Annotated in this window: 31 protein-coding genes and 2 pseudogenes; 19 read left to right on the forward strand and 14 right to left on the reverse strand. The window is 69.1% G+C overall.

The genetic code is table 11. From position 1 onward, the window contains the following. Positions 1–401: 401 nt before the first annotated feature. Positions 402–1,466 (forward strand): PP2C family protein-serine/threonine phosphatase, encoded by a 1,065-nt coding sequence (locus C4U44_RS29055; RefSeq protein WP_160145137.1) that lies wholly within the window; start codon positions 402–404, stop codon positions 1,464–1,466. 643 nt (positions 1,467–2,109) lie between these two features. Here the strand turns inward: C4U44_RS29055 and C4U44_RS29060 are convergent. After that, the gene (locus C4U44_RS29060; protein ID WP_103889032.1) at positions 2,110–2,442 is read right to left on the reverse strand and encodes a hypothetical protein; all 333 of its coding nucleotides are present in this window, start codon (positions 2,440–2,442) and stop codon (positions 2,110–2,112) included. Positions 2,443–3,128: 686 nt separating this feature from the next. On the opposite strand from C4U44_RS29060, the gene C4U44_RS29065 reads away from it, so the two are divergent. The 6 genes from C4U44_RS29065 (at position 3,129) to C4U44_RS41240 (ending at position 6,875) form a co-directional block, all read left to right on the forward strand. Continuing rightward, entirely contained in the window at positions 3,129–3,734 is a 606-nt protein-coding gene (locus C4U44_RS29065; RefSeq protein WP_103889033.1) for a hypothetical protein, read from the forward strand. Between the two features lie 192 nt (positions 3,735–3,926). Further along, on the forward strand, positions 3,927–4,049 hold the full coding sequence (locus C4U44_RS43310; protein ID WP_265737348.1) for a hypothetical protein: 123 nt from the start codon (positions 3,927–3,929) through the stop codon (positions 4,047–4,049). 150 nt (positions 4,050–4,199) lie between these two features. After that, positions 4,200–5,183 (forward strand): phosphotransferase family protein, encoded by a 984-nt coding sequence (locus C4U44_RS29070; protein ID WP_407642903.1) that lies wholly within the window; start codon positions 4,200–4,202, stop codon positions 5,181–5,183. 105 nt (positions 5,184–5,288) lie between these two features. Continuing rightward, positions 5,289–5,786, forward strand: coding sequence for a hypothetical protein (locus tag C4U44_RS29075; RefSeq protein WP_103889035.1), 498 nt, complete (start codon positions 5,289–5,291; stop codon positions 5,784–5,786). A 385-nt stretch (positions 5,787–6,171) separates the two neighbouring features. After that, positions 6,172–6,393 carry a hypothetical protein gene (locus tag C4U44_RS29080; protein WP_103889036.1) on the forward strand — a complete coding sequence of 74 codons (222 nt, stop codon included), beginning with the start codon at positions 6,172–6,174 and terminating at the stop codon, positions 6,391–6,393. A gap of 80 nt (positions 6,394–6,473) precedes the next feature. Continuing rightward, complete coding sequence (locus C4U44_RS41240) at positions 6,474–6,875, forward strand: hypothetical protein (protein WP_146088373.1); 402 nt, start codon at positions 6,474–6,476, stop codon at positions 6,873–6,875. Between the two features lie 85 nt (positions 6,876–6,960). On the opposite strand, the gene C4U44_RS43685 is transcribed toward C4U44_RS41240, so the two are convergent. Continuing rightward, the gene (locus C4U44_RS43685; protein WP_103889122.1) at positions 6,961–7,515 is read right to left on the reverse strand and encodes a pentapeptide repeat-containing protein; all 555 of its coding nucleotides are present in this window, start codon (positions 7,513–7,515) and stop codon (positions 6,961–6,963) included. Between the two features lie 301 nt (positions 7,516–7,816). On the opposite strand from C4U44_RS43685, the gene C4U44_RS29095 reads away from it, so the two are divergent. Next, positions 7,817–8,347: a suppressor of fused domain protein gene (locus C4U44_RS29095; protein WP_146088374.1), complete on the forward strand. Its 531-nt coding sequence runs from the start codon at positions 7,817–7,819 to the stop codon at positions 8,345–8,347. 24 nt (positions 8,348–8,371) lie between these two features. Here C4U44_RS29095 and C4U44_RS29100 read toward each other — a convergent pair whose 3' ends face one another. Both C4U44_RS29100 and C4U44_RS29105 read right to left on the reverse strand, forming a co-directional pair. Continuing rightward, positions 8,372–8,824 carry a hypothetical protein gene (locus C4U44_RS29100; RefSeq protein ID WP_103889039.1) on the reverse strand — a complete coding sequence of 151 codons (453 nt, stop codon included), beginning with the start codon at positions 8,822–8,824 and terminating at the stop codon, positions 8,372–8,374. A 178-nt stretch (positions 8,825–9,002) separates the two neighbouring features. Continuing rightward, positions 9,003–9,284: an ATP-binding protein gene (locus C4U44_RS29105; RefSeq protein ID WP_235032430.1), complete on the reverse strand. Its 282-nt coding sequence runs from the start codon at positions 9,282–9,284 to the stop codon at positions 9,003–9,005. A 20-nt stretch (positions 9,285–9,304) separates the two neighbouring features. Here C4U44_RS29105 and C4U44_RS29110 point away from each other — a divergent pair. The 6 genes and pseudogenes from C4U44_RS29110 to C4U44_RS29135 form a co-directional block, all read left to right on the forward strand. Then, a pseudogene (locus C4U44_RS29110) lies at positions 9,305–9,568 on the forward strand (ATP-binding protein); the annotation flags it as partial. A gap of 49 nt (positions 9,569–9,617) precedes the next feature. Continuing rightward, positions 9,618–10,118 (forward strand): hypothetical protein, encoded by a 501-nt coding sequence (locus tag C4U44_RS29115; protein WP_103889040.1) that lies wholly within the window; start codon positions 9,618–9,620, stop codon positions 10,116–10,118. A 64-nt stretch (positions 10,119–10,182) separates the two neighbouring features. Beyond that, positions 10,183–10,890, forward strand: a complete 708-nt coding sequence (locus C4U44_RS29120) for a radical SAM protein (RefSeq protein WP_103889041.1) — start codon at positions 10,183–10,185, stop codon at positions 10,888–10,890. Continuing rightward, the gene (gene amcA / locus C4U44_RS29125) at positions 10,887–11,075 is read left to right on the forward strand and encodes a multiple cyclophane-containing RiPP AmcA (RefSeq protein ID WP_103889042.1); all 189 of its coding nucleotides are present in this window, start codon (positions 10,887–10,889) and stop codon (positions 11,073–11,075) included. Before C4U44_RS29120 ends, amcA begins: the two co-directional genes overlap by 4 nt. Before the next feature lie 73 nt (positions 11,076–11,148). Then, positions 11,149–11,835, forward strand: coding sequence for a pentapeptide repeat-containing protein (locus C4U44_RS29130; RefSeq protein WP_103889043.1), 687 nt, complete (start codon positions 11,149–11,151; stop codon positions 11,833–11,835). A 25-nt stretch (positions 11,836–11,860) separates the two neighbouring features. Further along, positions 11,861–12,142 (forward strand): hypothetical protein, encoded by a 282-nt coding sequence (locus tag C4U44_RS29135; RefSeq protein WP_103889044.1) that lies wholly within the window; start codon positions 11,861–11,863, stop codon positions 12,140–12,142. Positions 12,143–12,154: 12 nt separating this feature from the next. On the opposite strand, the pseudogene C4U44_RS29140 reads toward C4U44_RS29135, so the two are convergent. Further along, positions 12,155–12,316, reverse strand: a pseudogene (locus C4U44_RS29140) (transposase); the annotation flags it as partial. 98 nt (positions 12,317–12,414) lie between these two features. Here C4U44_RS29140 and C4U44_RS29145 point away from each other — a divergent pair. Together C4U44_RS29145 and C4U44_RS29150 are read left to right on the forward strand one after the other, a co-directional pair. Beyond that, positions 12,415–12,606 (forward strand): hypothetical protein, encoded by a 192-nt coding sequence (locus C4U44_RS29145; RefSeq protein ID WP_103889045.1) that lies wholly within the window; start codon positions 12,415–12,417, stop codon positions 12,604–12,606. A 352-nt stretch (positions 12,607–12,958) separates the two neighbouring features. Beyond that, a complete protein-coding gene (locus C4U44_RS29150) occupies positions 12,959–13,312 on the forward strand; it encodes a DUF6233 domain-containing protein (protein WP_103889046.1) in 354 nt (117 codons plus the stop codon). 15 nt (positions 13,313–13,327) lie between these two features. On the opposite strand, the gene C4U44_RS29155 is transcribed toward C4U44_RS29150, so the two are convergent. The 9 genes from C4U44_RS29155 to C4U44_RS29200 form a co-directional block, all read right to left on the reverse strand. Further along, positions 13,328–13,720: a hypothetical protein gene (locus C4U44_RS29155; RefSeq protein WP_103889047.1), complete on the reverse strand. Its 393-nt coding sequence runs from the start codon at positions 13,718–13,720 to the stop codon at positions 13,328–13,330. 66 nt (positions 13,721–13,786) lie between these two features. After that, a complete protein-coding gene (locus tag C4U44_RS29160) occupies positions 13,787–14,239 on the reverse strand; it encodes a hypothetical protein (protein ID WP_103889048.1) in 453 nt (150 codons plus the stop codon). 14 nt (positions 14,240–14,253) lie between these two features. Then, the gene (locus C4U44_RS42820) at positions 14,254–15,336 is read right to left on the reverse strand and encodes a hypothetical protein (protein ID WP_235032431.1); all 1,083 of its coding nucleotides are present in this window, start codon (positions 15,334–15,336) and stop codon (positions 14,254–14,256) included. Next, entirely contained in the window at positions 15,333–17,333 is a 2,001-nt protein-coding gene (locus C4U44_RS29175) for a hypothetical protein (protein ID WP_103889049.1), read from the reverse strand. Before C4U44_RS29175 ends, C4U44_RS42820 begins: the two co-directional genes overlap by 4 nt. Beyond that, the gene (locus C4U44_RS29180; protein WP_103889050.1) at positions 17,330–18,088 is read right to left on the reverse strand and encodes a toll/interleukin-1 receptor domain-containing protein; all 759 of its coding nucleotides are present in this window, start codon (positions 18,086–18,088) and stop codon (positions 17,330–17,332) included. The genes C4U44_RS29175 and C4U44_RS29180 overlap by 4 nt, the downstream gene beginning before the upstream one ends. Before the next feature lie 2 nt (positions 18,089–18,090). Continuing rightward, complete coding sequence (locus tag C4U44_RS29185; protein ID WP_103889051.1) at positions 18,091–19,392, reverse strand: helix-turn-helix domain-containing protein; 1,302 nt, start codon at positions 19,390–19,392, stop codon at positions 18,091–18,093. Between the two features lie 286 nt (positions 19,393–19,678). Continuing rightward, entirely contained in the window at positions 19,679–20,011 is a 333-nt protein-coding gene (locus C4U44_RS29190; protein ID WP_103889052.1) for a hypothetical protein, read from the reverse strand. A gap of 77 nt (positions 20,012–20,088) precedes the next feature. After that, on the reverse strand, positions 20,089–20,697 hold the full coding sequence (locus C4U44_RS41700) for a relaxase domain-containing protein (RefSeq protein WP_265737349.1): 609 nt from the start codon (positions 20,695–20,697) through the stop codon (positions 20,089–20,091). 77 nt (positions 20,698–20,774) lie between these two features. After that, positions 20,775–21,968: a Gfo/Idh/MocA family protein gene (locus tag C4U44_RS29200; protein WP_200823447.1), complete on the reverse strand. Its 1,194-nt coding sequence runs from the start codon at positions 21,966–21,968 to the stop codon at positions 20,775–20,777. 204 nt (positions 21,969–22,172) lie between these two features. Here C4U44_RS29200 and C4U44_RS29205 point away from each other — a divergent pair, with 204 nt between their 5' ends. The 3 genes from C4U44_RS29205 to C4U44_RS42830 all read left to right on the forward strand — a co-directional run bounded on the left by C4U44_RS29205 (position 22,173) and on the right by C4U44_RS42830 (position 23,462). Next, entirely contained in the window at positions 22,173–22,484 is a 312-nt protein-coding gene (locus tag C4U44_RS29205; RefSeq protein WP_103889054.1) for a helix-turn-helix domain-containing protein, read from the forward strand. Between the two features lie 124 nt (positions 22,485–22,608). Continuing rightward, positions 22,609–23,079 carry a hypothetical protein gene (locus C4U44_RS42825; protein ID WP_235032433.1) on the forward strand — a complete coding sequence of 157 codons (471 nt, stop codon included), beginning with the start codon at positions 22,609–22,611 and terminating at the stop codon, positions 23,077–23,079. Positions 23,080–23,126: 47 nt separating this feature from the next. Continuing rightward, positions 23,127–23,462, forward strand: a complete 336-nt coding sequence (locus C4U44_RS42830) for a hypothetical protein (RefSeq protein ID WP_235032434.1) — start codon at positions 23,127–23,129, stop codon at positions 23,460–23,462. The last annotated feature ends 42 nt before the right edge of the window (positions 23,463–23,504 follow it).

A 23,504-nucleotide genomic window follows, 5' to 3' on the forward strand; every position in this document is an offset into this window, starting at 1 on the left:
CCAGATCCGCGCGGCCCTGCGGGAGCTCCAACGCGGCCGCCGTGCTCACCGGCTGCCGAACGCCCGCCGGTAGCCCGCACGCCACACGATTCCACCGCGCCCGGACTGCCCGATTCCACGCCATTCCACGCCATTCCACGCCCTTACGTCCCGCTCCGGGTGCAAGCAGGTGAGCAATCGCCTGGTTGCTCACCTGCTTGCACTCCCCCGCTGCTTTCCACCGTTCCAAGCCCGCGACCTGCGGTAGTGATGTCGATGGGGCCGTCCTGTGCTTGTCCGCCTGCCGAGAAGGTCGGGGGGTGCGGCGGTACGTTTGAGCTATGAAGTGGAGCGGCGCCGGCGGGCGGCCGGTCGGTTGGAGGGCGTGTAAGTCCCGGCCGGTCCTGCTCCCCGTCGCGCTCGTGTCTCTCGCTGTGCTGCTCGGTGTGGACCTGATCGGCGGCGGCGGGATCCGTATCGGCGGTCTGCTGGTCGCGGTGCCGGCGCTGGCCGCGGTGTTCCTCGGCCCGCTCGACGTCCTGCTGCTCAGTGTCCTGACCGTCGGCGCGGTCGTCTGGGCCTCGGCGGACAACAACACGCTCGGCACCGCGAACTTTCCCGTGGTGCTGGCGACTGTGGTGCTGGTCGGCGGCGCGGCCGTGCTGGCCGCGCGGGCGCGCGGACGCCGCGAGAGCCAGCTGGCCCAGGCGCGGAAGGTCGCGGAGGCTGCCCAGCGGGCCCTGCTGCGCCCGCTGCCGGGCCGGCTCGGCCGGGTCACGATCTCCTCGATGTATTTGGCCGCGGAGGAGGAGGCGGCGATCGGCGGCGACCTCTACGCCGCCGGCGTCGACCGGCGAGGCGACATCCGGGTGCTCGTCGGCGACGTCCAGGGCAAGGGCATGGCCGCCGTCGAGGTCGTAGGGCTGCTGCTGAGCACCTTCCGCCTGTCGGCACGCTCCGGCGTCCCGCTGGAGGCGCTGCCGGGCTACCTCGACCAGGGCCTGCGCGACGACCTGGTGGACCTGGAGGAGAGCGGGGAACCCGGAACCCTGGGCCCCCGCCCAGTCGAGACCGAGTTCCTGGAGCGGTTCGTGACCGCCGTCGTCGTGGACATCGCCGCCGACGCCAGCACCGTGCGCATCGCGAACTGCGGCCACCCCCCGCCGCTGCTCATCCGAGGCGACCGCGTCATCCCGCTCATGCCCGACGTGCCCGAGCTGCCCCTCGGACTGGGCGACCTCTGCCGGGAGGACCACCACGTCGACAGCTACGACCTGGAGATCGGCGACATCCTGATGCTCTACACCGACGGCGTGATCGAGTCCCGCAACCCCGAGGGCGCCTTCTACCCGCTCACCGACCGCCTCGCACACAGCACCCGCGACACCCCCACCGTCCTGCTGGAAGACGTCCAAAGCGACCTGACCCAATACACCGCCGGACTCAGCGACGACATCGTGATGCTCGCCCTCCAGCGAGTCGCCTGAAACCGCAGCATCCAAGCCCCCGGCTTCAGCGCCGCCCACCCGCCCGCTGGAGCAGGCGCAGCCGAATCTTGATCGCCGGGGCAGCGCGGGAGGCATTCCCATGAGACAACCAGCCGTCGAGGGTGTCGTGGCGGTCATGGAGTTGGCGTAGGCCTTACCGGACGGCGGTGATCTGGCGGTTCAGGTCGGCGAATGCGCGATTGACTGTGGTGGCGTGCCGCAGCACCGACGCGCCGTGGGCAGGGGCTTCATGCCCGGCCCGATCGTGCTGGAGCGGAATGCCTGAGCCGGTGCCACAACCGTGCTGGCGCTCCCAGCCAGGGGTACTTGGGCACCGTGAAATAGACGGTGAACTCGGTCCACGGCAGTAGCGTGCCGTACTGCGCACGGGCCCCGGCGATGGACCAGCCGGCCGGTTCGGTCCGCCCGGTGTGCAGGATGACGAAGCGGTTGCGCCGCCGGGACTCCTCCTGCCAGGCCAGCAGCCGCTTTGGTGAGTCCCGCTCCCAGCGGGTGTTGGGCGGGCTGAACCAGCCCCTGTGCCCTTGCCGCCAGGGACCTTCGGCGCTGCCGATCAGCTCCCGCAGAGCCTCCTCGGGGTCGGCGTCAGTGCCGAACCAGGCCTCGGCACTGAGCGTGGCGACTAGCGCGAGAGCGCCTTGACCCGCCCACCGGATCCGAACATCGGCACGTTCCCGGAGCGCGAGACGCGGCCCACCTCATCGACGTAACGACAGCACAGCAGGTGCGCGGACGGTACTGCGGCGGCGCATGCGTCGACCCGAGCGCGCATGTCGGCCCATGCCTCCCGGCGGGCCCGGCGGACGCGAGGAGACCTGACGGTGAGATGCAGGCGGGCGTTCGACGGGACTCCGCTGAAAACGGTCGCGACGGCCTGCCGGACGAGCGCGCCGACGATCATGACCACGAAGCGTCCACCGGACACGCCCGCGGCCGGCCTGTTCCTCTCCGCCATCCGAAGGCTCCTTCCGCACGCCGGCCTCCCGTTGCTCACCTGCTTGCGCTCACCGCCGCCTCTCCACTGCTCCAAGCCCGCAACCTGCGGCAGTGACGTCCATGGAACACCTGTCCTCTGCCACTGAACCTTCACCGTTTGCCACTGAGGTTTGACCCGCCAGGCTGCTGCCAATCTGCTGCGACGGAACGTCGAGCCCGAGATTCCACTCGGTGTGGACGGCGACGACAGCCCATACGCAGGCCAGCAGCGCAAGGATCACTCCGCCTGCCAGAAGACATCCCAGAGCTCGGCCGAGCCCCTGCTCCGACCGGCGGGACTGTCGCCACACCACGACCGCGGCCACCAGCGCCACTGCCATACCGAAGAAAATCATGGAGCCCCCCCGAGCCCGACGCCGGACGCTCCGGCGTCCCCGTAGCGTGCGCCAGTCCTCCCGCACCCGCATGAGTACGCATACTCGACCCTGGCAAGCGGCAGGGGAGCGACGAAGCCCCGCCGGGAAGGCCAGGGCATCCGGCGCGGCGCCGACGAACGGATCGAATCGCCCTGCGTACGAACTACGCAGTCGTCAAAGTTCAGTGGCAGATGGTCAAGGTCCAGCGGCACGAGACAACGCCGACCGGACCCGGTCGGGCAGGGCGTTCCACGTGGAATCGAACAGAGAATCGAATTAGATTGGCGGGATGAGCACCGACGACGACCAGGAGCAGCCCGCTCCCCTGCCGCAGGCCGACGGGCCGCTGGTCGACGTCGCCCTCCCCGACGGGCAGCACCTGTACGCCGTGGTCAAGAGCCGGTTGCGGGAGACCGACCGGTCGTGGTGGTACCGGCTGCAGATCCACCTCCCCTCCGGCGCCCAGGTGCGCGGCCGCCTGGTCGACGAACCCGCGCCGATCGACTTCCTCGCGCCGGCCAGCCGCTGCCAGCCCATCGACGGGCAGCCCTACGACCGGGTACCGACCGAGCGTGCCGGCGTCACCCCGGCCTGGAAGGCGGAAGTCAGTGAGCGGCTGGCTGCGGTCGCGGAGACCGGCACGGATCCCGACGCCGTGACAAGCACGTACCAGGCCGTACAAGAGCTGATCAATAAGGCCGTCGAATCCGATCCGCAGCTACGCATCGGCGAGCAACGCGCACGCTTCCAGAGCGCCCTGAAGGCCACCCGGAAGAACATCGCGGTGATCGATCCTGCCAATCTCCCAGAAGTCGTCGACGACGATCTCCGCACGGAGATCACTGCGCTGCAAGAGCTCATCAACGCCCTGGTAGCGAGCATCTCCCAGCGCTAGGAGATGCCCGGCGTCCGCGGCTCGCTCATCGCCTTGCCCAGGTGCCCTTCATGTCAGCAGCTGGGCAAGGCGAACCCGACAGGCTGATCCGGACACATCTACGGGCAGCAGGCATCCGCCCGAGCCCGCAACCATTCCCCAGCGCTGGCGGTCACACTCTTCCCCCCGTTCTTCGACACCGGGAGTCTGCCCATGAGCGCCTCACCGTCTGCCGACGCCTCGCCAGACGAATCGTGCATCAACATCAGCACCGCAGAATTGCTGGACGGCCTGAACGCCGACCAGGCCGCGCTCACCATTGATGAGGCTTCTTGAAATTCCCCACCCCTCGCTATGGGTGCGGACGGACCTGCTCGCCCGACCGCCCCACCCACCACTTGCACGCTGACTTGCGGACAGGCCCGTAAGGGTTCGCGCGTGCCGCCGACCGGATGATGAGGTGGCACGGTGACCAATCCTGATGATGTGGCGACTGTCCGACCGTTGACACTGGCCTGGGTGCGCCGGCACCTGGAGGCTGGCGAGCGGATCGTCGGAGCCGAGGCGCTGCACGGCGGCGCCACCGCCGACATGCGGAGGCTGACCATCGGCACGCGGGGCGGAGGCACCCGACACCTGGTGCTGCGCTCCTTCGTCGACCCGACCCGGCAGGGGCCGGCCGAGGACCTCCTGCACAGGGAGGCCGAGGCCCTGACCACGCTCGCCGGCACCGGCACCGGCACCGGCACCGGCACCGGCACCGGCGTGCCGGCTCCCGGACTCGTCGCCGTCGATCCGACCAGGGCGCACTGCGAGTACCCCTCGCTCCTCATGACCCACCTACCGGGCCGGATGATCCTCGACGACGAGGGGCTGGAGACGCGCCTGCACCTGCTGGCCCGTCAACTCGTTGCGGTTCACGCGGTGCGGCCGGTCGTCCGGCCCCAGGAGTACGTGGCGCTGACGACCGCTGACACAGTTGTGACCCCCGAGGCCGCCGACGCCGCCGTCTGGGCCGCCGCGATCGACGTGATCCGCAGGCCCGCTCCGCGCTACGAAGGCCGGTTCCTGCACCGGGATTTCCAGCCCGGCAACGTGCTGTTCGACCTGTCACCCGAGGACCCGGCCGGTGCCGACAGTGCCCGGATCACCGGCGTGGTCGACTGGGCGGCGGCCTCCTGGGGCCCGGCGGACCTCGACGTGGCGCACTGCTCCACCAATCTCGCGCTGCTGCACGGCCCGGGGTGGGGCCTGCGCTTCACCGAGGCGTACCAGGAGGCCGACGGGATGCTGGCCGCGGCCGCGGACGAGCGGCTGTACTGGCAGGTGCGAGAGCCACTGGCGTTCTCGGAGGAAGTGCAGTGGGTTGCGCAGCCGTGGCGGGAGGCAGGACGGACCGAGCTGACGACACGAGCTGTGGAGGAGCGGTTGGATGCCTATGTCACCTTCCTGATGGACGCGCCGGCCTGAGCCAAGTCGGTCCGGGGCACGACCCCGACCTCATCGTTTACCGCTTGACCAAGTGGGGAGTAGAGCAGACCCTGGGGAATTTCAGGCATCCCCATCACCATCAGCTTGGGGCTCCTGGTCCAGCGCGCCGCAGAAGCTGAGTACATCCTGCACGGCATCTACGCCCACCTGGGGAATGTCGAGAGGCCCTACTCGGATAAGCCGCAGGGCAGAGTCACTACCGACTACATCGACGGGGCCTTGAAACGGCTGGATACCATCCCACTGGATCAGGTTCCCGCCCACGCCCGCCAGGCTCTGATCCACGACCTGGAACTGTGCAGAAGCCGCTTCGAGCGGCGGAACCTGTTCATTCACGGATGCTGGAGCTACGACGATGACACTCACGGTTGGCACGTCGTCAAGGGAAGCAAGCCCGACCAGGTGGTGTTCCCGCTGGTTTACAGCGAGGAAGTGTACGACCTGGCCGCAGAGTTCGGCCGACTCACCGACAAGCTGATCGCTTGGGATGCCCACTTCTACGGCACCCCGGGGGACCCTGACTTGGGCCGAACCCCCGTGTCATCGAAGCGGATGCCTAGGCGGACTCGCCCGTCGGGCTGACGGCCGCTCTGTACACCAGCGCACCCCGGTCCCGCAGGAGCCTACAGCCGAAGTCGCCCACCCGCGTCCGCCATCAGCGACGGAGCTCCGGCAGCCCGTCCCGGGTGGTCACCGCACCCGGGACGGGACGGTGCGGGCCGCTAGACTCCCGCGGCCATCTCCTCTATGCGGGCGGCGAAGCCGTCGGCGGGCAGGGGGAGGTCGACGTCGTCGTCGACGAACTGAGCACATGCCCGTTATGGGCCGAGAGGTCTGGTCCACTCCGCGGCACCGACCAGGGTGTACTCCCAAACGCGCACACACTGCGCATCCCACGCCCGATCAGGACTCCGGCGCAGCGCCGGAGCGATTGTGAGCGACGCCACACAACCCGTCACAAAGCGGAATGGCCCGATCCGTTGGCTCCCAGGGGCGGCAGGTCACCCGCAGGTGTGGTCTCGTACACCCGCACGCGTGGCGCTCGGTCGGCACCCCGACGACGATCGACGAGACGGCCGTCGACGGCTCGTGCGACCGTGCCCTGTGCCGGGTGCTGCTCCAGAACGCCGGCCGCGTCCTCATCGATGCCGAGGCCGAGGTCGCGAAGAACCCCGTCGGATTGGGCTGAGTTACAGCTACCTACTGCCAGACAACCAGTATTCTCCGGCCAAGGGACATCCTGCTGACGGGAGATCACTAATGAGACGCGTGTTCATCAGCGCCGGGGCGGTAACTGCAGCATCGCTAGGCGTGGCCCTAACAGCTACCAGCCCTGCCTATGCGTCCTACCCGGTAACGTCATTCGGACGCTACGAAGCCACGGGCACCGCAACTGCGGGATCGTTCACCTGGTACAACCAGTCTGTCGGCGTCCAAGGATACGTGGTTGACTCCGCGCACGTGCCGGGCGGCTCCTTCGTCGAATTCGACTTCTACCAGGGTGATACGGGCCTCAGCCTCCAAACCCGCAGCGCAAACGCTGAAACGACGAGCTTCAACTTCACGCAGCCCGGCCCCCAAGGCGGGATCACCAAGATCAGAATCAGGGTTTGCCCGGTAAGCGACGATGTTGGCGAGTGCAGCCTCTGGCACGAGCTCGTTCGACCGTAGGTCACGGTAACGGTCCCGAACGACTCGCACTGACTGACACACCCGACGCCCCGTCAGCCAACCGGCCGACGGGGCGTCGTCACGTCTACATACCCTTCCAGATCCGCAATGCCCGCGACCGGTCCACACCACCTCTACGGCCGGAGTGCCCGGGCAAGCACGGCTCACACCAGCCGTCGGCAACGAAGGTAACCCGAGACGCAATCCGGGGGCCGCACTGCGGGGACGAGCCCACACGATCGGGGGCCGACGGACGCGTGGGCGAAGAGGCTGGGCGCCCGCATGCGACGTTGATGCGAGATTGCCCGGTTCGACACGCGGGTGGGCTGGAGGAGCCGCCGGTCAACTGAGCCCGACAGCACCGGCGAGCACGGCCGGAGAGGCGGCAGCACGGCGCAAGCAGCTGCACGCAGCGGCTGAGCCGAGACAGCAGCGAGGTTGGGTAGGCCCGTGCCGAACGGCTCGGGCCCCAGAGGCAACCGCAACGCCTCCGGGGCCCGGTCGTGTGCGCGACGGGATCGGGCTCAGGCCGCCCGATCCGCACGCTGTGCAGGATCGCGCCGGTCAGGTCCGCCTCGTGCAGGTCCGCGCCGCGCAGGATCGCGCCCCTGCACGGTGCCGTCCCGCCGTTGATGAGAATGGTCGAAAACGGCCGGGGACGCTGCTCGCCTCAGTTCGTTCGGTGTTCAACGGTGTGGGGATTCGTGGGGAGCGACCAGCGTCAGCGTGAGGGCCCGGCGACCGAAGGTCGCCGGGCCCTGGTGATCGGTGAGGGGCGGCAGTGGAGGCAGTGCGCGTTGGTCGACCTGGCTCGCTCAGGTCTGGTCGCCATCGTTAGTGTCCAGGGGATCATTGGTCGTCACCGGGCCTGACTCGCTCGGGGCAGACGGGAGAGCCTGGTGCCGGAGCTTATAGACCACTTTGAGAGCAGGCTGGGCAGGATGATCGGTGCCTGGTCCCCGCCCGCAGACGCCGTGCAGGGCAGTCCTCAGGTGGCGTGCTTCCGCGACGGCCGCCTCGCTGGCTGCCAGTCGTTCGCGACGGTCGGCCACTCCCGAACTCCGTTGCGGCATCCGGCTTCGGACCGACACTTCCACTTGGAGCTGCTGGCCTGCGAGAACACCAGCCGCGCTACTGGCCATGGACACTTCCCCGACGTGCTGGAATTCGTCACCGGGCAGTTGCTGGCTAGCGGCCAGGCGATCCTGCGCGGCGATGTGGTGGCGCTTCCCGCTCCGTTGCCCGGTGGAACCATGTCGTCGCTTTATGCAGGGCTTCCCGTCTACTTCGACGACGACTTCTTCTCGGTAACCATCGAGAACGGCAGCGATGTCGCCATCGTCTGGCTTATCCCCATCACGGAGCAGGAGACCGTCTTCGTCCGGGAGAAGGGATGGCGAGCATTCGAAGACGCATTCGCCCGCCAGGACCCGGACCTCCTCGACCCCGCCCGTCCCCAGCTCGATCTGTGAGCCAGGGACCGGCAGAAGGTCTGCTCAGGGATTGCGCCGCAGCGGAACGACGTCGGTGCGGTGGTGAGGCATGGTCGGCCTCGCGGCCTCCGGGGTGGCCAGCAGCGCGACGATCGTGATCGGCTGCTGGCAGTGCGGACAGTTCCGGGTCGCGGTCGGTTCCAGCGGGTCCCGGACAGGTGCCTGCTGCCGCGTGCTCGCGCGGCCCGGTGGCGGAGGTGGAGGCAACTCGATCCGGGCCTGCAGTGCGGGCGGCGCCGTCTGGGCGAGGCGGCGGTCCCGTTCCTCATTGAGGGCCTGGTCACGGACGCGTTCGGCCTCCTGGCGGCAGACCATCGAGCAGTAGACGGTGCGGACGGTCTTCGGCGCCTGGAAAGGGTTGTCGCAGACCGGGCAGAGACGGGCCTCCTGCTGTTCCTCGCTGTGACGGAACGCGACCAGGCACTCGGGCGAGCAGAACTTCCTCTTCCGGCTCATGTCGGTGGTGAACTCCCTGTCGCACTGCGGGCAAACGCGCTGCTTGGGCAGGTGCGCGCAGCCCTTCTCCCGGCAGGCCGGCGAGCAGTATTTGCGGCGGCTGGCCACCGAATCGACCGTGAAACCGACGCCGCACTCAGGGCAGGTCCGGTCCAACTCGCCTGCACTGATGGTGGGTTCAAGAGACACGGGCATTCACTCCCTGGCGAAGTGTCTCGGCGTGGGACTGGTGGTGGCGGAGCCGATAAGACGGGCCGTCGATGCCGACGACGGTCGCCCGATGCAGGAGCCGGTCCAGCATCGCCGCGGCGACCGTCGCGTCCCCGAACGCCGAGGCCCAATCAGCAATGCCGACGTTGGTGCTCAAGATCGTCGACGACTTCAGATACCTCTGGTTGATCACCTGGAACAGCGCCGAGGCGCCGTCCTCGGGCAACGGCAGATAGCCCAGCTCGTCCACCTATGTGGATATCCGCATAGATCGATGAACTCGGCTACATGGAACTCGACCGCCACGGCGCCGAACTCCTCTTCCAGGTCCTGACCGAACGCGAGGAAAAGAACAGCGTCGCCATCGCCTCCAACGAGTCCTTCGGCGGCTGGACCAAGACCTTCACCGACCCCCGCCTCTGCGCGGCCATCGTCGACCGCCTCACCTTCAACGGCACCATCATCGAGACCGGCACCGACTCCTACCGTCTCGCCAACACTCGGGCCCGAGTCGAAGAGCCCGCAGCGGGCTGATCCAGAAACCCCTGGACCGCTGGTCAGGACACCTGTCAGGCTCCGTCTCGTGGAGATCCTCGATGTCCTGACCAGCATGGCGAAGACGGGCCGACTGGGCCCGGTATTTAGCGGAGCCGAGTGGCGCGATGTGACCGCAGCTCTCGGCGAGCCGTGGGACGTCGGAACGATGAGCCGGAACAGAAGGTGGCCGAGGCTCTTCGCCTACGGGGACCTCGAACTGAGTGTCTGCCGCTGCCGCAAGGTGTCTCTCATCTGCGTCCAGACCTGGCGCGACGTCGTCGAACTCCCCCCGGCGCTTGTCGGGGGGACGGGCACCTTCCCCGCAGGACTCAAGCACGCAGACGTCCTCTCCGCCCTGGACAAGGCTGGCTGCCCCTGGGAGCCCTACCCGCCACTGACCTTCGGAGACCAGTGCTCGCTCGTGGCGATCCCGACAAGAGCGAACTTCACCTTCGAGATCCCCGAGGGCGAGCAACCCGTGTTGAACGTCATGGGTCTGCCTGGCGACGGACACGACTGCAACGCGAAGCGCCGTCAAAACTCGTGAACAATCATCGCTCCGCTGATCGCTAACCGCTGCTCAAACTCATCGACAAACGCTGTCGCTGAACGTGAACGAAGCCAACCGGATCCTGCGCGGCATCACGCAACTGCGTGAGCACGGCATCCCGTTCTCCGTCATCTCGGTGGTCGGCGCCCTGGGCATCACGATGCCGGAGGAACTGCTGGAGTTCCTGGCTTCCCTGGGCGGTCACTCGGTGGGCTTCAACATCGAGGAGATCGAAGGGGCCAACACTGACCGGCAGCCGCCCACCCCAGTCCAGGCCGAGGAGCCCTGGCGCCGCACCCTCACCTGGTCCCGCGAGCACCCCGACGCCCCGGAGGTCCGGGAAGTCGACCGCCTCGCCGAGTACCTCCAGCTGATCCGCTCCGGCCAGAGAGCCGAATGGGAACGACGACGGCTCGATCCGATCCCCACCGTCTCCTGGAAGGGCGACGTGGTCCTGCTCTCTCCCGAACTCGCGGACACAGAGGCACCCGAGTACGACAACTTCATGGCCGGCAACATCCTCGAACAGCCCCTGGCCGAGATCCTCCGCGGGGCCCACCGCCTCGGCTACGTGCGCGACTTCCTCACCGGCCTGGACCGCTGCCAGGCCGAATGCCCGTTCTTCGACTTCTGCCGCGGAGCACAGGCCGCCACCCGCTACTTCGAGAACGGCAGCCTCCAGTCCACTGAGACCAACTACTGCCGGGTCTCCCGGCAGGCCCTGGTCACGGCCCTGTCCACACTCGCAACGAAGGAGACAGCAGCATGACCGTCCTGAGCAGACTCGCCACATCCGACACCCCCGTCGTGATGGAGTTGATAGCCACGCGCGACGCCCCGCCCCCGGTGATCGTTGGAACGACGTGGGACAACCGGCCCACGTGGGACAACTGGGCGAAGAACCCGGCCCCCTTCGACAACCGTCCGACCTGGGACAACTGGAACAAGAAGTAGCCGCTCGGTGCTGCCGGCCTCTTCGGGGGGCCGGCAGCACCCGGCGCCGAGTCACCGCGCTGAAAGGCTGTTGATGGACACCCGCTCGATCCGCCGCACGAGCGTCACCCTCCCCGCGCTGAACGAGCCTGGCCTCTATCTCTCCAACGTCACCTCGCTCGAGGGCGGACGCGGCCAGCTCGCGGGGTTCCACTACGCCGACGCCGATCTCCGGGACCTCGACCTGGCCGACACCCACCTGCTCGAGGGACGGATCACCGGCCTGAAGGCCCAGCGAACCCGCCTGGAGAAGCTCCGCGTCGACTCCGTGGAGTTCATCGGCTGTGATCTGTCCTCCCTGCAGTGGACCGACAGCAAGCTCTCCCGAACCGTCTTCCGCGACTGCAAGCTCATGGGCGCCACCCTCGAAGACGTCACGCTCGACAACGTGCTCTTCGAGAACTGCAAGCTCGACTACAGCACTCTCGCCCGCGTCCGGGCCACCGGCCCCATGATCTTCTCCAAGTGCTCGCTGCGCGAGACCACTTTCGACGCGGCCGACTTGGGCGCGGCCCTGATCCACGACTGTGACCTCCGGCTGACTGAGTTCCACGGCGGGAAGTACCGAGGCCTGGACCTGCGGGGCAACACCCTCTCCCAGCTGCGCGGCCTCTCCTCACTCAAGCAGATCGTCATCGACCAGGCCCAGACACTGCAGCTGGCCGAGGCCCTCGCCGCCGAGTTGGACGTCACCTTCGGCGAAGACCTCGACGACAAGTAGCCCCGCACCCGCCCCCAGGATGGCCATGGGCCCGCGACTCGCATTCGACACCTTCGACGGCATACGCGGCCGGTGCGACATCGCACCGGCCCGGCAGACCGCCAGCGAGGCCGGCTACGACGACGCCATCGTCCCGGACGAGACCTGGACAACGCTCACCGCCGCCGACGCCGAGCAGCACCGTGCCGATGGCTCGGTGCCGGACAGCGTCCGGATCGAACTTGTACGCCGCCCGCTGCTCGGCGTGCACGCGGGTGAGTTCGACGGGTGTGTCCAATCAGCGGCCCTGTCTCACTTTCGGCGGTGACGGAACGTGTTGTTATCCGAGGAGGATGCGGTGGCGGAGGAGTGTGAAGCCTGCTCGTCCGTGCTTCTGGCGGGCGATCCGCTTGGTCTTGGTGTTGACGCCTTCGGTGGGGCCGTTGCTGCAGGGAAGGGTGAGTGCGGCGGTCACGGCGTCACGGTCGCGCTCCAGGCCTCGAGCGGCGCCGGCGGGCGGCCGGTCGGTTGGAGGGCGTATAAATCCCGGCCGGTCCTGCTCACCGCCGCGCTCGCGTCCCTCTCGCCGCTCTGCTCGGTGTGGACCTGATCGGCGGCGGCGGGATTCGTATCGGGGGTCTGCTGGTCGCGGTGCCGGCGCTGGCCGCGGTGTCCCTCGGCCCGCTCGACGTCCTGCTGCTCAGTGTCCTGACCGTCGGCGCGGTCATCTGGGCCTCCGCGGACAACAACACGCTCCCAGCGCCCTGCTGGAAGACATTCGCAACGACCTGACCCAGTACACCGCCGGACTCAGCGACGACATCGTGATGCTCGCCCTCCAGCGAGTCGCCTGAGATCGCAGCATCCAAGCCCCCGGCTTCAGCGCCGCCCACCCGCACGTCGGAGCAAGCCCAACCGAACCTTGATCGCCGGGGCAGCAAGGGATGCATTCCACCGTGGAATCGAACGGAGAATCGAACTAGATTTGTGGGGTGAGCGACGACCGCGACCAGGAGCAGGAGCAGGGCCAGGCGCGGCCGGCTGTCCTGCCGCAGGCCGACGGCCCGCTGGCGAGGGTGCGGCTGCCTGACGGCCAGGACCTCTACGCCGTGGTGAAGAGCCGGCTGCGGGAGACCGACCGGTCGTGGTGGTATCGGCTACAGATCCATCTCCCCAGCGCTCCGGCCGCCTGGCCGACGAACCCTCCCCCGTCGACTTCACGGCCCCCGCCTCCCGCTGCGAGCCGATCGACGGCCAGGCGTACGACCAGGTGCCCACCGGGCGCGTCGGCGTCGACCCGGCCTGGAAGGTCGAAGAGCCGGTCTATTTCGGCACCGAGCGCGGTCCAGCCCGCATCATCCAGCGCGGCACCTGCCACGCCTCCCGCGACCTCGCCCGCCCTGTCACCACCGAGCAGGCCCGCGCCGCCCTCGAGCGGCCCGACGCCGCGGCGTGCGAGGTGTGCCGGCCGGACCGGCCGCTGCGGAGTGCGGCGTAGGTCCGCCCGACGCCGTCACTCCGGGAAGTCGCCCTCTTCGACCATGCGGAGCATCTGCGCGCGGAGCTCCGCCAGCTTCACCGGGTCGTCCGCGACCTCCGCCGTCACCACCATGCAGCCCATGCTGGGGTCACCCTCCACGCCCTCCACGACCCGGTCGTCCGTGCGGCCGGTGGCCGCCATCGTCAGGACCGTCGCGAGCTCGCGGCGCACGTCGTCGGTGAACAGCTCTTCGTTGACGTCGAAGCCCGTCCCGTCAAAGCCGGCCTCCGACGCCTTCTTGAACCCCTTCAGCGCATCGGCCAGGACGTCGAACTTCTCCGGCTCCATCCGCAGGCGCAGCGTCTCCAGGTACATCGCACTCAGCGAACCCGCGTCCGGCCGATCCGTGCTGTCCTCATCACTCATCCGCACGGGCCACGCGCGCCACGCCGTTCTCATCTTGGAAACCTGCGTGTGGTCGATTCCACGGCGTCACGGGAGGTTGTCTTCGGGCTGGCGCGCAGGGGCGTGGAGAGTGAGTGTGTGAATGCGACCGGCTTGGATGACGGGTGCGTGGTGGATGTCGCCGTTGATCTCGTTGTGGACGGTGGCCGCCGGCGTTGTCGCGGTGCCGGTGAGACGTTCCAGGGAGCGCAGGAGGGAGCGCAGTTCGTCGCGGGCGGCAGGTTCTGCTGCCATGAGGTGCTGCAAATGGGTGGTCCATTGGGCGATGAGTTCAGCGGCGGTCTGGTGAGCGTGCCGGGGGTCTGCACCGGTCAGTTGGCTGTGGGCGTCGTCCAGTTCGGCGAGTGTGCTGCGGTCGGGGCCATTGTGGGTGAGGAGCCGGGCGATGAGGCCGCGTGCGTGTGTCCAGGAGTCGGTGGCCATGAGGGAGACCAGGGTGGTGGCTCCCGATGTGGCGAGAGCGGTGAGCTCGATGTCCATTGCTCTCCTCGTGGTCAGGATTCCGGCTGGTGGCCGGCCTCGTTCTCGATGTCGTGGAGTGTTTCTGTAGTGTCCGCGGGGAAGGACGGCGGCTGGTCGAAGCGGCGTTGCACGTCGTCGGCTGCCTCGTCCTGGTCTTGGGCTCGGATGAGGTCGGCGACTTGCTTGGCGAGGAACGACCGCCGGACGTCACCGGCTGTGTAGCCCATCGAGTCGAAGAAGTCAGCGAGGTGGTCGGCGGGCTGCGGGTCCGGGTCAGCGGGCAGGGGATCCGGCATCGTGGACGGTGCAGGGGCGGGGTGGCCGAGTTGTTCGTCTACGAGGTGCTGGAGCCGTTCGGGGATGTCGCTGTCGTTGGCCGCTGAGGTGAGTTGTGCGAGCAGTCCCAAGTCGGTGACCGTCTTCTCGACGTGTTCGTCATGCTTGGCCAGCCACCACACCACGGCACTGCCGGTATCTTTGAGGACGTCCTCGCCCAGGTATTGCCGTTTGCTCTGCTCGTAGGTGCGTTGGTGCTCCCAGACCGCTTTGTCTTTACGGACATCGGCGAGCTTGTCCAGCCGCTCCTGGTCCGGCTGGAGCAGGGTGACGGTGACGTCCTCCGCCATGGCCTGCAGGTGTCCGGTCAGGTCCGGGAGCATCCTGCTGAGCACACCGCTGAGTTCGTGTTGCAGGAGTGAGGGGCGGGTCGGCTCGCGTTTCTCGGTGACGGCGCGGGCACGTTCCAGGACGGCCTCGACGGCCAGGCCCGCTGGGTTGAGAATGAGGTCGCCCGGCTCGGGCGACAGCAGGTACCACCGTACGGTCGCCGAGAACACGAAGTCGTAGTCGGCCCACTGGCTGGGGAGCGCGACGTGGCTAATGCGATGTTCGTTGCGCTCCACCGGGGCTGCGGTGCGCTGCTCTTCGAAGCTGACGGGCATCGGGCCGCGACGCAGCGAGGCAGCTCTGAAGAGGAGGGCGGGGAGGGCGATCAGCAGTGCGGCCAGGACCGCCCAGGCCCACGCGGGCCATTGCTGCGCTAGGCCAGCGATGGTCGCCAGCAGGCCGCACAAGACGGTGAGGAAGACGGTCGTCGTCCTGCGTGCGGTCGTCATGGTCGACTCCCCCTGGCTGAAGCGGTCGCGGAGATGGTTGGGCCGAGCCCTTGGGCGGCGCGGATCTTGCTGAGCAGCAGTTCGGTGGTGGCGGCAGAGCGCTGGGGCTGGCCGTCGGCGGAGCGTTCGGCGTCGCGGGCGCTGGCGTACAGGGCGGCGAAGACGCTGCCGCTCCGGCCTTGGCAGCGCTGGGCTGCGCCGACGAGAACGTCGAGGAGAACCTCACCGCTGTTCTGCTCTTCGCGTGCGACGTGGTGCAGCCAGCGTTCGGCGTGCGGATGCCACTGCGTGCGCGGGAGTGTGCCAAGCACGGCGTGCCAGCAGGCGGTCAGGGACAGCCGGACACCGGTCTCGTGCACGAGCGGCGTTGTGGCACCAGGTTGAGTCAGCGGCTCCGGATCGCTGATCTGCAGAAAAATGGCGAGATCTGGCAGGGTGGGTTCGGAGCGTGCTAGGCGGTGCAGGAGCAGGCGGCGCAGAGGGCGGCTACTGGCTACCAGTTCGTCCAGCGCCTGCAGAGCCCGGGCGCTGCTGCGCTCGCGCCGCGCCAGATGGTGCAGGCGGATCAGCGCCTGATCTGGGTGGGTGGCGGCGATGACCTCTGCGCAGACTTCGATCAGGACGTGCGTGAAGTCGCCTCGGGGGCGCCGCTCCGCGCACCAGTGGTAGATCAGTTGCCTGAACCGGGCTCCTTGGCCGGCGTCGTTCAGGCCGCAGGCCAGCGCCTGGACAGCGGCCTGCCGGGACAGCCGGGTCGCCGGGGATGCGGCCCAGTTCTCGGCGAGGAACACGAGGTCGAGGTTCCGCCCGGTCCGCAGGTACTGTGCGGCCAGACGTGCCACCAGGTCGCTGCGGACCTCTTCGGTCATGTGCCGGTCGCTGAGGTTCACCAGTTGCAGGGTCCATGTGTCCAGGTGTGGACGCAGACCGGGGACGTGGTCCCAGAAGTGGGTACGGACTGCCTGGTCGTCGTCAAGGTCGCTGAACCGCACACGGCCACGGGCATCGCTTTCGGCGCCGATCTCGTGGAAGCGCTCGGCGAGATCTTTGTGTTCCAACAGCGGGAGCTGCTCGGGGGGAGAACCGGTGATTTCGAGGAGGATCTGGACCGCGCGGTAGATGAGGTCGGCGTGGGCGCCGTGCAGCATGGCGGCGGTGACCAGCAGAGCCCTCTGCGGCGCTTGGCGCAGGCCGGCGGCCTTGTTTGCGGCCTTGCGGCGCAAGTCGCCGCGCGCGGTGACGGCTTTGTCGCACCAGTGCGTGAAGTTCTTGTCCGGGTCGGCCTCGCGGGCGCGGCGTATCAGGTCGGCGAAGGCCGCGATCTCCCGCATCGGCCGCCCCTGAAGAAACTCGGTGACCGCGCCGTGGGGCTGCATGTAGTCACTGGGCGGCAGGCCGTGGACGCGCAGGTGACGGCGCAGCACGCTGAGGGCGTCAGGCGCGGTGAGCACGACGCGGTAGTGCTGGAGGTCGGAGTCCAACGGCAGACGGTGGGGCATGACGACCACCAGGTGGGCGTGCCGATCGTGCACGGTCTTGCGCAGGGCGGGCAAGTCCCGACAGGCGCGTTCCCACTGGGCGTTGTCGGCCCGGGAGAGGTCGAGAAGGAGCTGGTCGCCTGAGCCGACCAGGTCCGGGTCGTGCAGGGGCAGTTCGTTCTCCTCGGGCTGCAGTTCGTGCAGGACACCGGTGTCCTGACGATGTTCGCGCAGCAGGACGTGGGCGGTGCAGGTGCGTCCGGTGCCCGGTGCGCCGTCCAGGATGACGGTCCCGGTGTCGGCAAGCAGCCGGCGGGCCTGACCCATGTTATGAGGGGCGACCAGCACCCGACGCCGCCAGATCGCCTGGTCCTCGGCGACACGCCGCCGCCGGCCGTGGCCGCCCGAGTCATCCGGGCGGGGCCCCATGAAGATGTAGTTGTTGTTGTAGAGGTTCCCGGTTCCGGCGTGGGTGGTTCCGCCGGTGCTCTCGACGCGGACGCCGGCGGTGTCGGTCACTGCTGGTCGTCCTCGCGCGGGTCCGGTTTGCCGAACTGGTTGCGGACGCCGCCGTGGTTGTCCCCCTCGAAGTACGTCATTCCGTCGCCTGAGAAGTGACGGTCGCCCGAGACGTGTCGGGAATTTTGGTAGATGTCTCCGCGGCCGGTGTGGATGTTGCCGCCGTGGATGTCCTTGATGACGGTGCCGACGTCTCCGGTGAAGCCTCCCCCGGCCTGGGCGGAGGGTCCTGAGGTGTCACGGATCGAGTTGCTCACCGCGTCTGGTGCGGGCGGCTCGGGCTCGGCCTGTGTCAGGTCCTTCAGTCCGGGGACGAAGTCGGCGACGGCCTCGAGGATGCGGGCGAGCCCGGGCTCGGGGTCGGCGGTGTCGAACGCAATGGACTGCAGGTCCGCCAGCGGGGCGAGTTCCGCCGGAAGTCGGGTCTTGTCGAGTCGCTCCATCCTGCGGCCGTCCAGGACCGGGACGACCGGCAGCGCGCAGGCGAACGCCTCTTCGATCTCCTTGCGGACCCAGTCCTGCGGGTCGCTCAGGCGGGCCTGCGAGGTGATCCAGCCCGGGCCGATGACGGCCAGCAGCAAGTTGCTGCCCCGCAGCCCTTGGAGCAGGGTTTCGGGGTATGCCTGGCCGGGGGCGATGGATTGGGAGGCGCGGAACACGTGGTCCCTGCCGAATCTGCGCACGAGCTCCCGGTCGATCAGGGCAGCAGTCTTCTCCCCGTCGCCGGTGCGGTAGTTGATGAAGATCTCTTCCACGGTCATCCTTCGTCTGCGGGTGTGGGTAAGCGGGTCAGTGTGCCGAGCCGGGGAGCCAGCGCCCGCACCAACGGGTGACCGCCATGGCGGGACAGAACGCGGGCCAAGCGCCGAAGGTCCGTGGTGACAGTCGCAGAGCGGACCGCGGTCAGATCGTCCAGAAGTGGAAAGGCCAGGGTGCAGGCGTGGTCGATCTCGCCGGCGCTTGCGTAGGCCAGCGCCCGCCGCACTCCGTAGCGCACGCGGGTTCGCAGCGCATCGGGGCTGACCAGGGCCAGCTGCCGGTCCAGTTGCTCACCGGCTTCCCCGGGCCGGCCCAGATCGACCAGGCACCAGCCGGTGACCATCCCGACGGGATCAGGAAGGTGCATGGTGCCGATCACCGGCCCCTCGCCGCCGCGGTCCTGGTCCATCAGCGCCCGCGCCCGGTCCAGGGCTCGCATGCAGGCACGGTGGTCGCCAGCAAGGGCATGGCCTTGTGCTTCACGCTGGGCGGCCAGGCCACGGATCCGCGGCGGCAGGCTGCTGCTGTCGGCGCGAGCGGCCAGCGCGATGGTCTGCACGGCATCGTCTTGGTACATCGTCACCAGTGCCCGCCGGACCAGGGCGTAGCCGGCCAGTGCCCGGTCGCCACCTGCGGTCGCGAGCTGGACCGCACGCCGGGTCCACCACAAGGCCGCCTCGTCGTTCCCGGTCTCCTGCACCAGCCAGCCCACGTATTCGGCGTAGCGGGAGCCGAGCACCAGCAGTTCCTGCCCGGTACGGGCATCGGCGTGGGCGGACAGCTCCCGCAGTGTGTGGGTCTGGGCGATCAGGGCCGGCAAGAGCAGGTCGGACTGCACGCTCTGGCCAAGCCGCCGGTAGTGCGTGAACAGCGAACGGGACGCGTCCAGCATCCCCACCGCCGTGCCGGGGGCGAGGGCCTGGCTGCTGTCGGACCGCCACGTCATCAACGAGGCAACGCCGACGCCCATCACACTGCGCCGGCCCACGGGGTGGAACGCGTTCGGGCCGTCCGGCGACAACTGCATGATCCACTCCTCCTCGTTGATATCTCCCGCGTCCGGTTCATCGGCTGGGCTCACTGGGTCCGCTGCGGTCAGGGCGATCAGGGATCCGCCGGCGTCCAGGGCGGCGTCGCACAGACGGGCGAGATCACGGCTGGGTGTTTTGATGCCTCGCTCGACCTTGCTCAGCTGCGCTTTGCTGTAGTGCACGAGCTGGGACAGCGCCGTCAGGCTCATCCCGGCATCCAAACGCCGTTGCCTCAGCGCTTCGCCGAAATGCGTGGGCGGGTGCGGCACAGAAACCTCCCATGACGGTCCGTCCACATCGAGGAGCGCTGCACGCAACAGTGCGGCACGCCCACACGGACAGACAAGACGATCAGTGGCGTTTCCCGTTTCCATCTCCGACAGCCCGGCGCAACATGCCCTGGCGGCTCGGCGAGCGAAGACTTTGCGACACGAACGGGCTTTCAGGCGGCGGTATGTATGGGCGGTGTGCCCGGATAAGCACGGCCATCGGCCCGACGGCCGGTGCGGGGTAACGTCGATGCACAGTTCCCAGATTGCGGTGGCCCCGATCTGGTCATCCAGGCCGGGCGGCGCGGCGGCCGCGCAACTCGCGGGCGAGGTGTCGGCGGGCCTCGGCGAGCAGGTGCCGGCGCCGGAAGTGCTCACTGTGTATGTAGACGGTCGCGGCGACATCGACGGGCGCATCGACGCCGCCGGGCCCGGTGTCGGCCTGGGTGGGCCAGGCGGCGCGGATGGCGGCCGCGGCGCGGCGGCACGGGGCGAGCAGCCCGTCGACCAGTTTGGTGCCGAAGCGGCGGATCGCGTCGGCCCGCAAGCGGCGGCGCAGCTCGCTCAGCGGCAGCGGCGTCTTCTTCGCCGGGCGGCTGTCGTCCGCGGCCCGCTTCATCGCGCACCCGGGGCGTGGGCGGGTAGCCGTGATCGGCGATGTAATCCGCTTCCGCCTGCTCCAGCAGCGCGGCGGTGTCACGCTGCCGGGTGGACGTCCAGTCGATCAGCTCCGGCGGCACCCCGGCGATCTCGATCACCGGCCGCAGCCCGAGTGTGGATCAGTTCAGGTGGCACCCCTACGAGCTCCATCACCGGCCGCAGCCCCGGCGTCGGCGTGCGTGGCTCGGTCGCCAGCCCCAGCCGGGCGGAGACCTCTTCCAGGATCCGTTGGTTGTACAGAGCGCCGGCCGCAACGACGTGCGCGTACAGGCGGCGGGAGTCGAGGTGGCCCCACTTGCCGTCGGCGCCCAGCACCTTGACCGACACCACCAGGTGGTCGTGCAGCAGCGGTGTCCGGTGCTGGGAGTCCCAGTGCCGGAACCTGGCGATGACCAGGCCGCCCACCGGCCGCTCCCACTTCGCGCCGCCCGGCCCGGAATACACCACGACCGCTTCGTCCTCCAGCCACGCCAGCACGTCGGCGACGGCAGCATCCCGGCCTCGATGGCCGCGAGGGTCGCGTCGTCCCCGAGCGCGGCCAGCAGCGACACCGACGCCGGCGGCCGCGGCCCCAACACATTCCCCCGGCTCCTGGTCCGCGCCGTCGTCGTAGGTCGGGTGGATGAACGCCCGCCCCGGGTGCACCGCCGGCGCCTCGCCCTCGAGGAAGCCGGGGGCGAGGATCTCGAGGTGCAGGTGCAGACCCTGCCCGAACAGCGCCTCTATCTCCGAGGAAGGACTCCAGGGTGTCCTCCAGCTCGGCGATGACGCCGGAGCGGTCCGGGATGGACACCACGGACATCAGCTGGCCGGTGACGGCCTGGACGTCGCTGTTCTCGATCGGGGGCCAGGAGAAGTGCGGGCCGGGGATGTCGATGAGGGGCGGGCCGCCCAGGAGGGCGAGAGGCGCGGCGGCGGTCACAGGTACTCCTTCGGGTCGGCGGGCGTGCGGGAGATCTGGGAGGCGTAGGCGGCGGCCAGGAACGCGGCGTGTGCCACGTGGGCGGCGGGCCGGAGGGGTTGGTCCGCTCGCCGTCCAGGACGCGGCAGAAGCAGTCGATCTGCGCCGCCGCGGCGAAGGGCCAGGCCGGTTCACCGGTCAGTGACTCGATCAGCTGTCCGTCCGGGGCGAGGCGACGCACCCGGCCCCGTTCGATGACGACTGCGCCGCGCGGGCCGGTCATCATCAGCTGCCCGGTCTTCGGTCCGGCCGAGCGGGAGATGAGCAGGGAGCCGTACATCCCGGAGTCGTAGGCGATGTGGACCAGCGCGGTGTCCTCGGCGTCGTAGTCGGCGTCGGGATGTGCCGCGGTGGAGGTGTCAGCCAGGATCCTGTCGGGCAGGCCGAGGTACCAGATGAGCAGGTCGATGAGGTGGTCGCCCATGTCCATCAGGGCTCCACCGCCGGCCAGGCGAGCCCGGCCGCTCCAGCCGGCGGCAGGGTCGGGGCTGTGGAAGGTGTAGCGGCCCTCGACCAGGTACGGCTGCCCGATCTGCTCCAGAAGCTGTACTGCCGCGGTGTAGACCGGGTGGAAGCGGCGCTGGACGGTGACCATCAGCTCGATGCCGGCTGTGCCGCACATGGCGACCAGTTCGGCGGCCTCGGCCGGGCTGGTCGCGAACGGCTTCTCCTTGATCACATGCACCCCGGCCGCCGCGCATGCCTCGATGACCTCACGCCCGGCGTGATGGGGCACGGCAACGATGGCGAAGTCCGGGCGCACGTCCTTCAGGAGGGAGCGGATGTCGGTGAAGCCGGGCACGCTGTGCCGCTGGGCCTGGGCGGCGGCCTTGCCGGGGTCGGTGTCGCAGACCGCGGCGAGTTGGGCGAACTGGGAGTCGGCCAGCCCCGGCACGTGGTCCTCCAGGGCCTGGTGGCCGAGCCCGATGACGGCTGCTTTCTTGCGTACGCTCATCGCGTTCACACCCCTTGGTGAAAGCGCACCAGCCCGCCTGCTGCAGGCCGTGGCATTCTCCAGAGCACCGCACCCACTCCGGCCGCGGCAGGGGCGCTGCCGCAGGCTGCAAGGCCGTTTGCATCTGGTGCAAAAGTGCTGTTACCACCCGATGGGTCGGTCTACGGTGGGCGAGGGTCACCTCGACGATCGACGGGGGCGTGGATGCCAGTCAGCGCGGCACATGCTCGATCCGAACGGCCAGGAACACCCGGCGACTTGATCCGCAGCAGGCGGCTGGCACGTGGCTGGACACTCGCTGAACTCGGCGCCCGAACCGGCTACTCCGCCTCCCAGGTCTCCCGGTACGAGCGGGGCCTTTCGCCGCTGACCGACGTCGATGTGCTGCGACGCTTCGCCGACGCGCTCGACATCCCGCCCAGGGAATTCGGGCTCGCGGCCGCTTCACCCCTTGCACAGCTCCGACACGGGCACCCAGTCCCCCCAGGTCTGCCTTACCCGCCTTCCCGGCCCTAGGGTGGGAGGAACCCGGCGGGAGGACGGTGACGACCCAGTGCGGCGACGGAAATTCCTGGCTATCTCGGCCGCGGCCACCGCCGGCGTCTCGCTCCCGTCACCCGTAGCGGGTCAGGACGCGCCCGTGGGAGATCTCCTCGTCGGCCGCCTACGGGATGCCATGCTCGGCATCGGCCAGGACAACGAGCTGCCGGGCCCCGAGCAATTACCCATCGAACTCGCCCGCGTGCACGCCGACTTCCACACCTGCCACTACGCCGGCCTCGCCCGGCGCCTGCCGCGCTTGATCCGAGCCGGACACGCCCTCGGCACCGAGGGTGATCGCCTTGACCTGCTCGGGCAGAGCTACCTACTCGCGACCCGCATGCTCATCAAGCTGGACGAGCAGCAACTCGGCTGGATGGCGGCCGACCGCGCACGCCAGGTGGCCGACGCCGCCGGGCACCCCTCGCCGTGGCAGAAGCCGCCCGCAACCTCGCCGTACTCGCCCGCCGCGCCGGCTGGGAGGAACAGGCGCTGTCGATCGCACTCAACGCCGCCGACGATCCAGGCCTGCGCGCCTCCCGAAGCGGCGCCGCTGAACGCGGCCTGCTGATCCAATCGGCCGCCTACAGCGCCGCACGACAAGGGGACAAGGCGGGGATGCGGGAGCTGACGGACGAGGCCGCCGCCATCGCAGGCGGCCTCGGCGGCACCACCGCCTTGCGTGACCACGGCGGCGGCTTCAGCCCCGCCACCGTGCAACTCCACCGCATCTCCTCCGAGTTCTCCACCGGCGACCCCCTCGCGGCCCTGGCCGCGGCCCGTGCCCTGCCGCCGCAGAGCCTGCCCAGCGTGGAACGCCGGGCCGGTACTACACCGACGTCGCCGCCGCCCTGGCACAACGCGGACGCAAAGACGCATGCGTACGAGCTCTTCTGGCCGCCGAGGACCAGGCACCCCAAGAGACCCACTCCCGCCCCGCAGTCAGGTCCCTGATCTCCGGGCTGCTGATGTCCGGACGCGCCACACCCGACCTCC

Source organism: Actinacidiphila yanglinensis (assembly GCF_900107965.1).
In the GTDB taxonomy this organism is placed as follows: Bacteria; Actinomycetota; Actinomycetes; order Streptomycetales; family Streptomycetaceae; genus Actinacidiphila; species Actinacidiphila yanglinensis.

What these genes read in the sequence shown, in the direction of transcription:
- C4U44_RS29130 (WP_103889043.1), top strand. Translation starts at nt 11,149, where the DNA reads ATGGACACCCGCTCGATCCGCCGCACGAGCGTCACCCTCCCCGCGCTG.
- C4U44_RS29155 (WP_103889047.1), bottom strand. Translation starts at nt 13,720, where the DNA reads ATGAGTGATGAGGACAGCACGGATCGGCCGGACGCGGGTTCGCTGAGT.
- C4U44_RS29200 (WP_200823447.1), bottom strand. Translation starts at nt 21,968, where the DNA reads ATGAGCGTACGCAAGAAAGCAGCCGTCATCGGGCTCGGCCACCAGGCC.
- C4U44_RS42820 (WP_235032431.1), bottom strand. Translation starts at nt 15,336, where the DNA reads ATGACGACCGCACGCAGGACGACGACCGTCTTCCTCACCGTCTTGTGC.
- C4U44_RS29080 (WP_103889036.1), top strand. Translation starts at nt 6,172, where the DNA reads ATGGCCCGATCCGTTGGCTCCCAGGGGCGGCAGGTCACCCGCAGGTGT.
- amcA (WP_103889042.1), top strand. Translation starts at nt 10,887, where the DNA reads ATGACCGTCCTGAGCAGACTCGCCACATCCGACACCCCCGTCGTGATG.
- C4U44_RS29095 (WP_146088374.1), top strand. Translation starts at nt 7,817, where the DNA reads ATGATCGGTGCCTGGTCCCCGCCCGCAGACGCCGTGCAGGGCAGTCCT.
- C4U44_RS29205 (WP_103889054.1), top strand. Translation starts at nt 22,173, where the DNA reads ATGCCAGTCAGCGCGGCACATGCTCGATCCGAACGGCCAGGAACACCC.
- C4U44_RS29135 (WP_103889044.1), top strand. Translation starts at nt 11,861, where the DNA reads ATGGGCCCGCGACTCGCATTCGACACCTTCGACGGCATACGCGGCCGG.
- C4U44_RS42830 (WP_235032434.1), top strand. Translation starts at nt 23,127, where the DNA reads ATGCGGGAGCTGACGGACGAGGCCGCCGCCATCGCAGGCGGCCTCGGC.
- C4U44_RS43310 (WP_265737348.1), top strand. Translation starts at nt 3,927, where the DNA reads ATGAGCGCCTCACCGTCTGCCGACGCCTCGCCAGACGAATCGTGCATC.
- C4U44_RS29100 (WP_103889039.1), bottom strand. Translation starts at nt 8,824, where the DNA reads ATGAGCCGGAAGAGGAAGTTCTGCTCGCCCGAGTGCCTGGTCGCGTTC.
- C4U44_RS29190 (WP_103889052.1), bottom strand. Translation starts at nt 20,011, where the DNA reads ATGAAGCGGGCCGCGGACGACAGCCGCCCGGCGAAGAAGACGCCGCTG.
- C4U44_RS29060 (WP_103889032.1), bottom strand. Translation starts at nt 2,442, where the DNA reads ATGGCGGAGAGGAACAGGCCGGCCGCGGGCGTGTCCGGTGGACGCTTC.
- C4U44_RS29065 (WP_103889033.1), top strand. Translation starts at nt 3,129, where the DNA reads ATGAGCACCGACGACGACCAGGAGCAGCCCGCTCCCCTGCCGCAGGCC.
- C4U44_RS29160 (WP_103889048.1), bottom strand. Translation starts at nt 14,239, where the DNA reads ATGGACATCGAGCTCACCGCTCTCGCCACATCGGGAGCCACCACCCTG.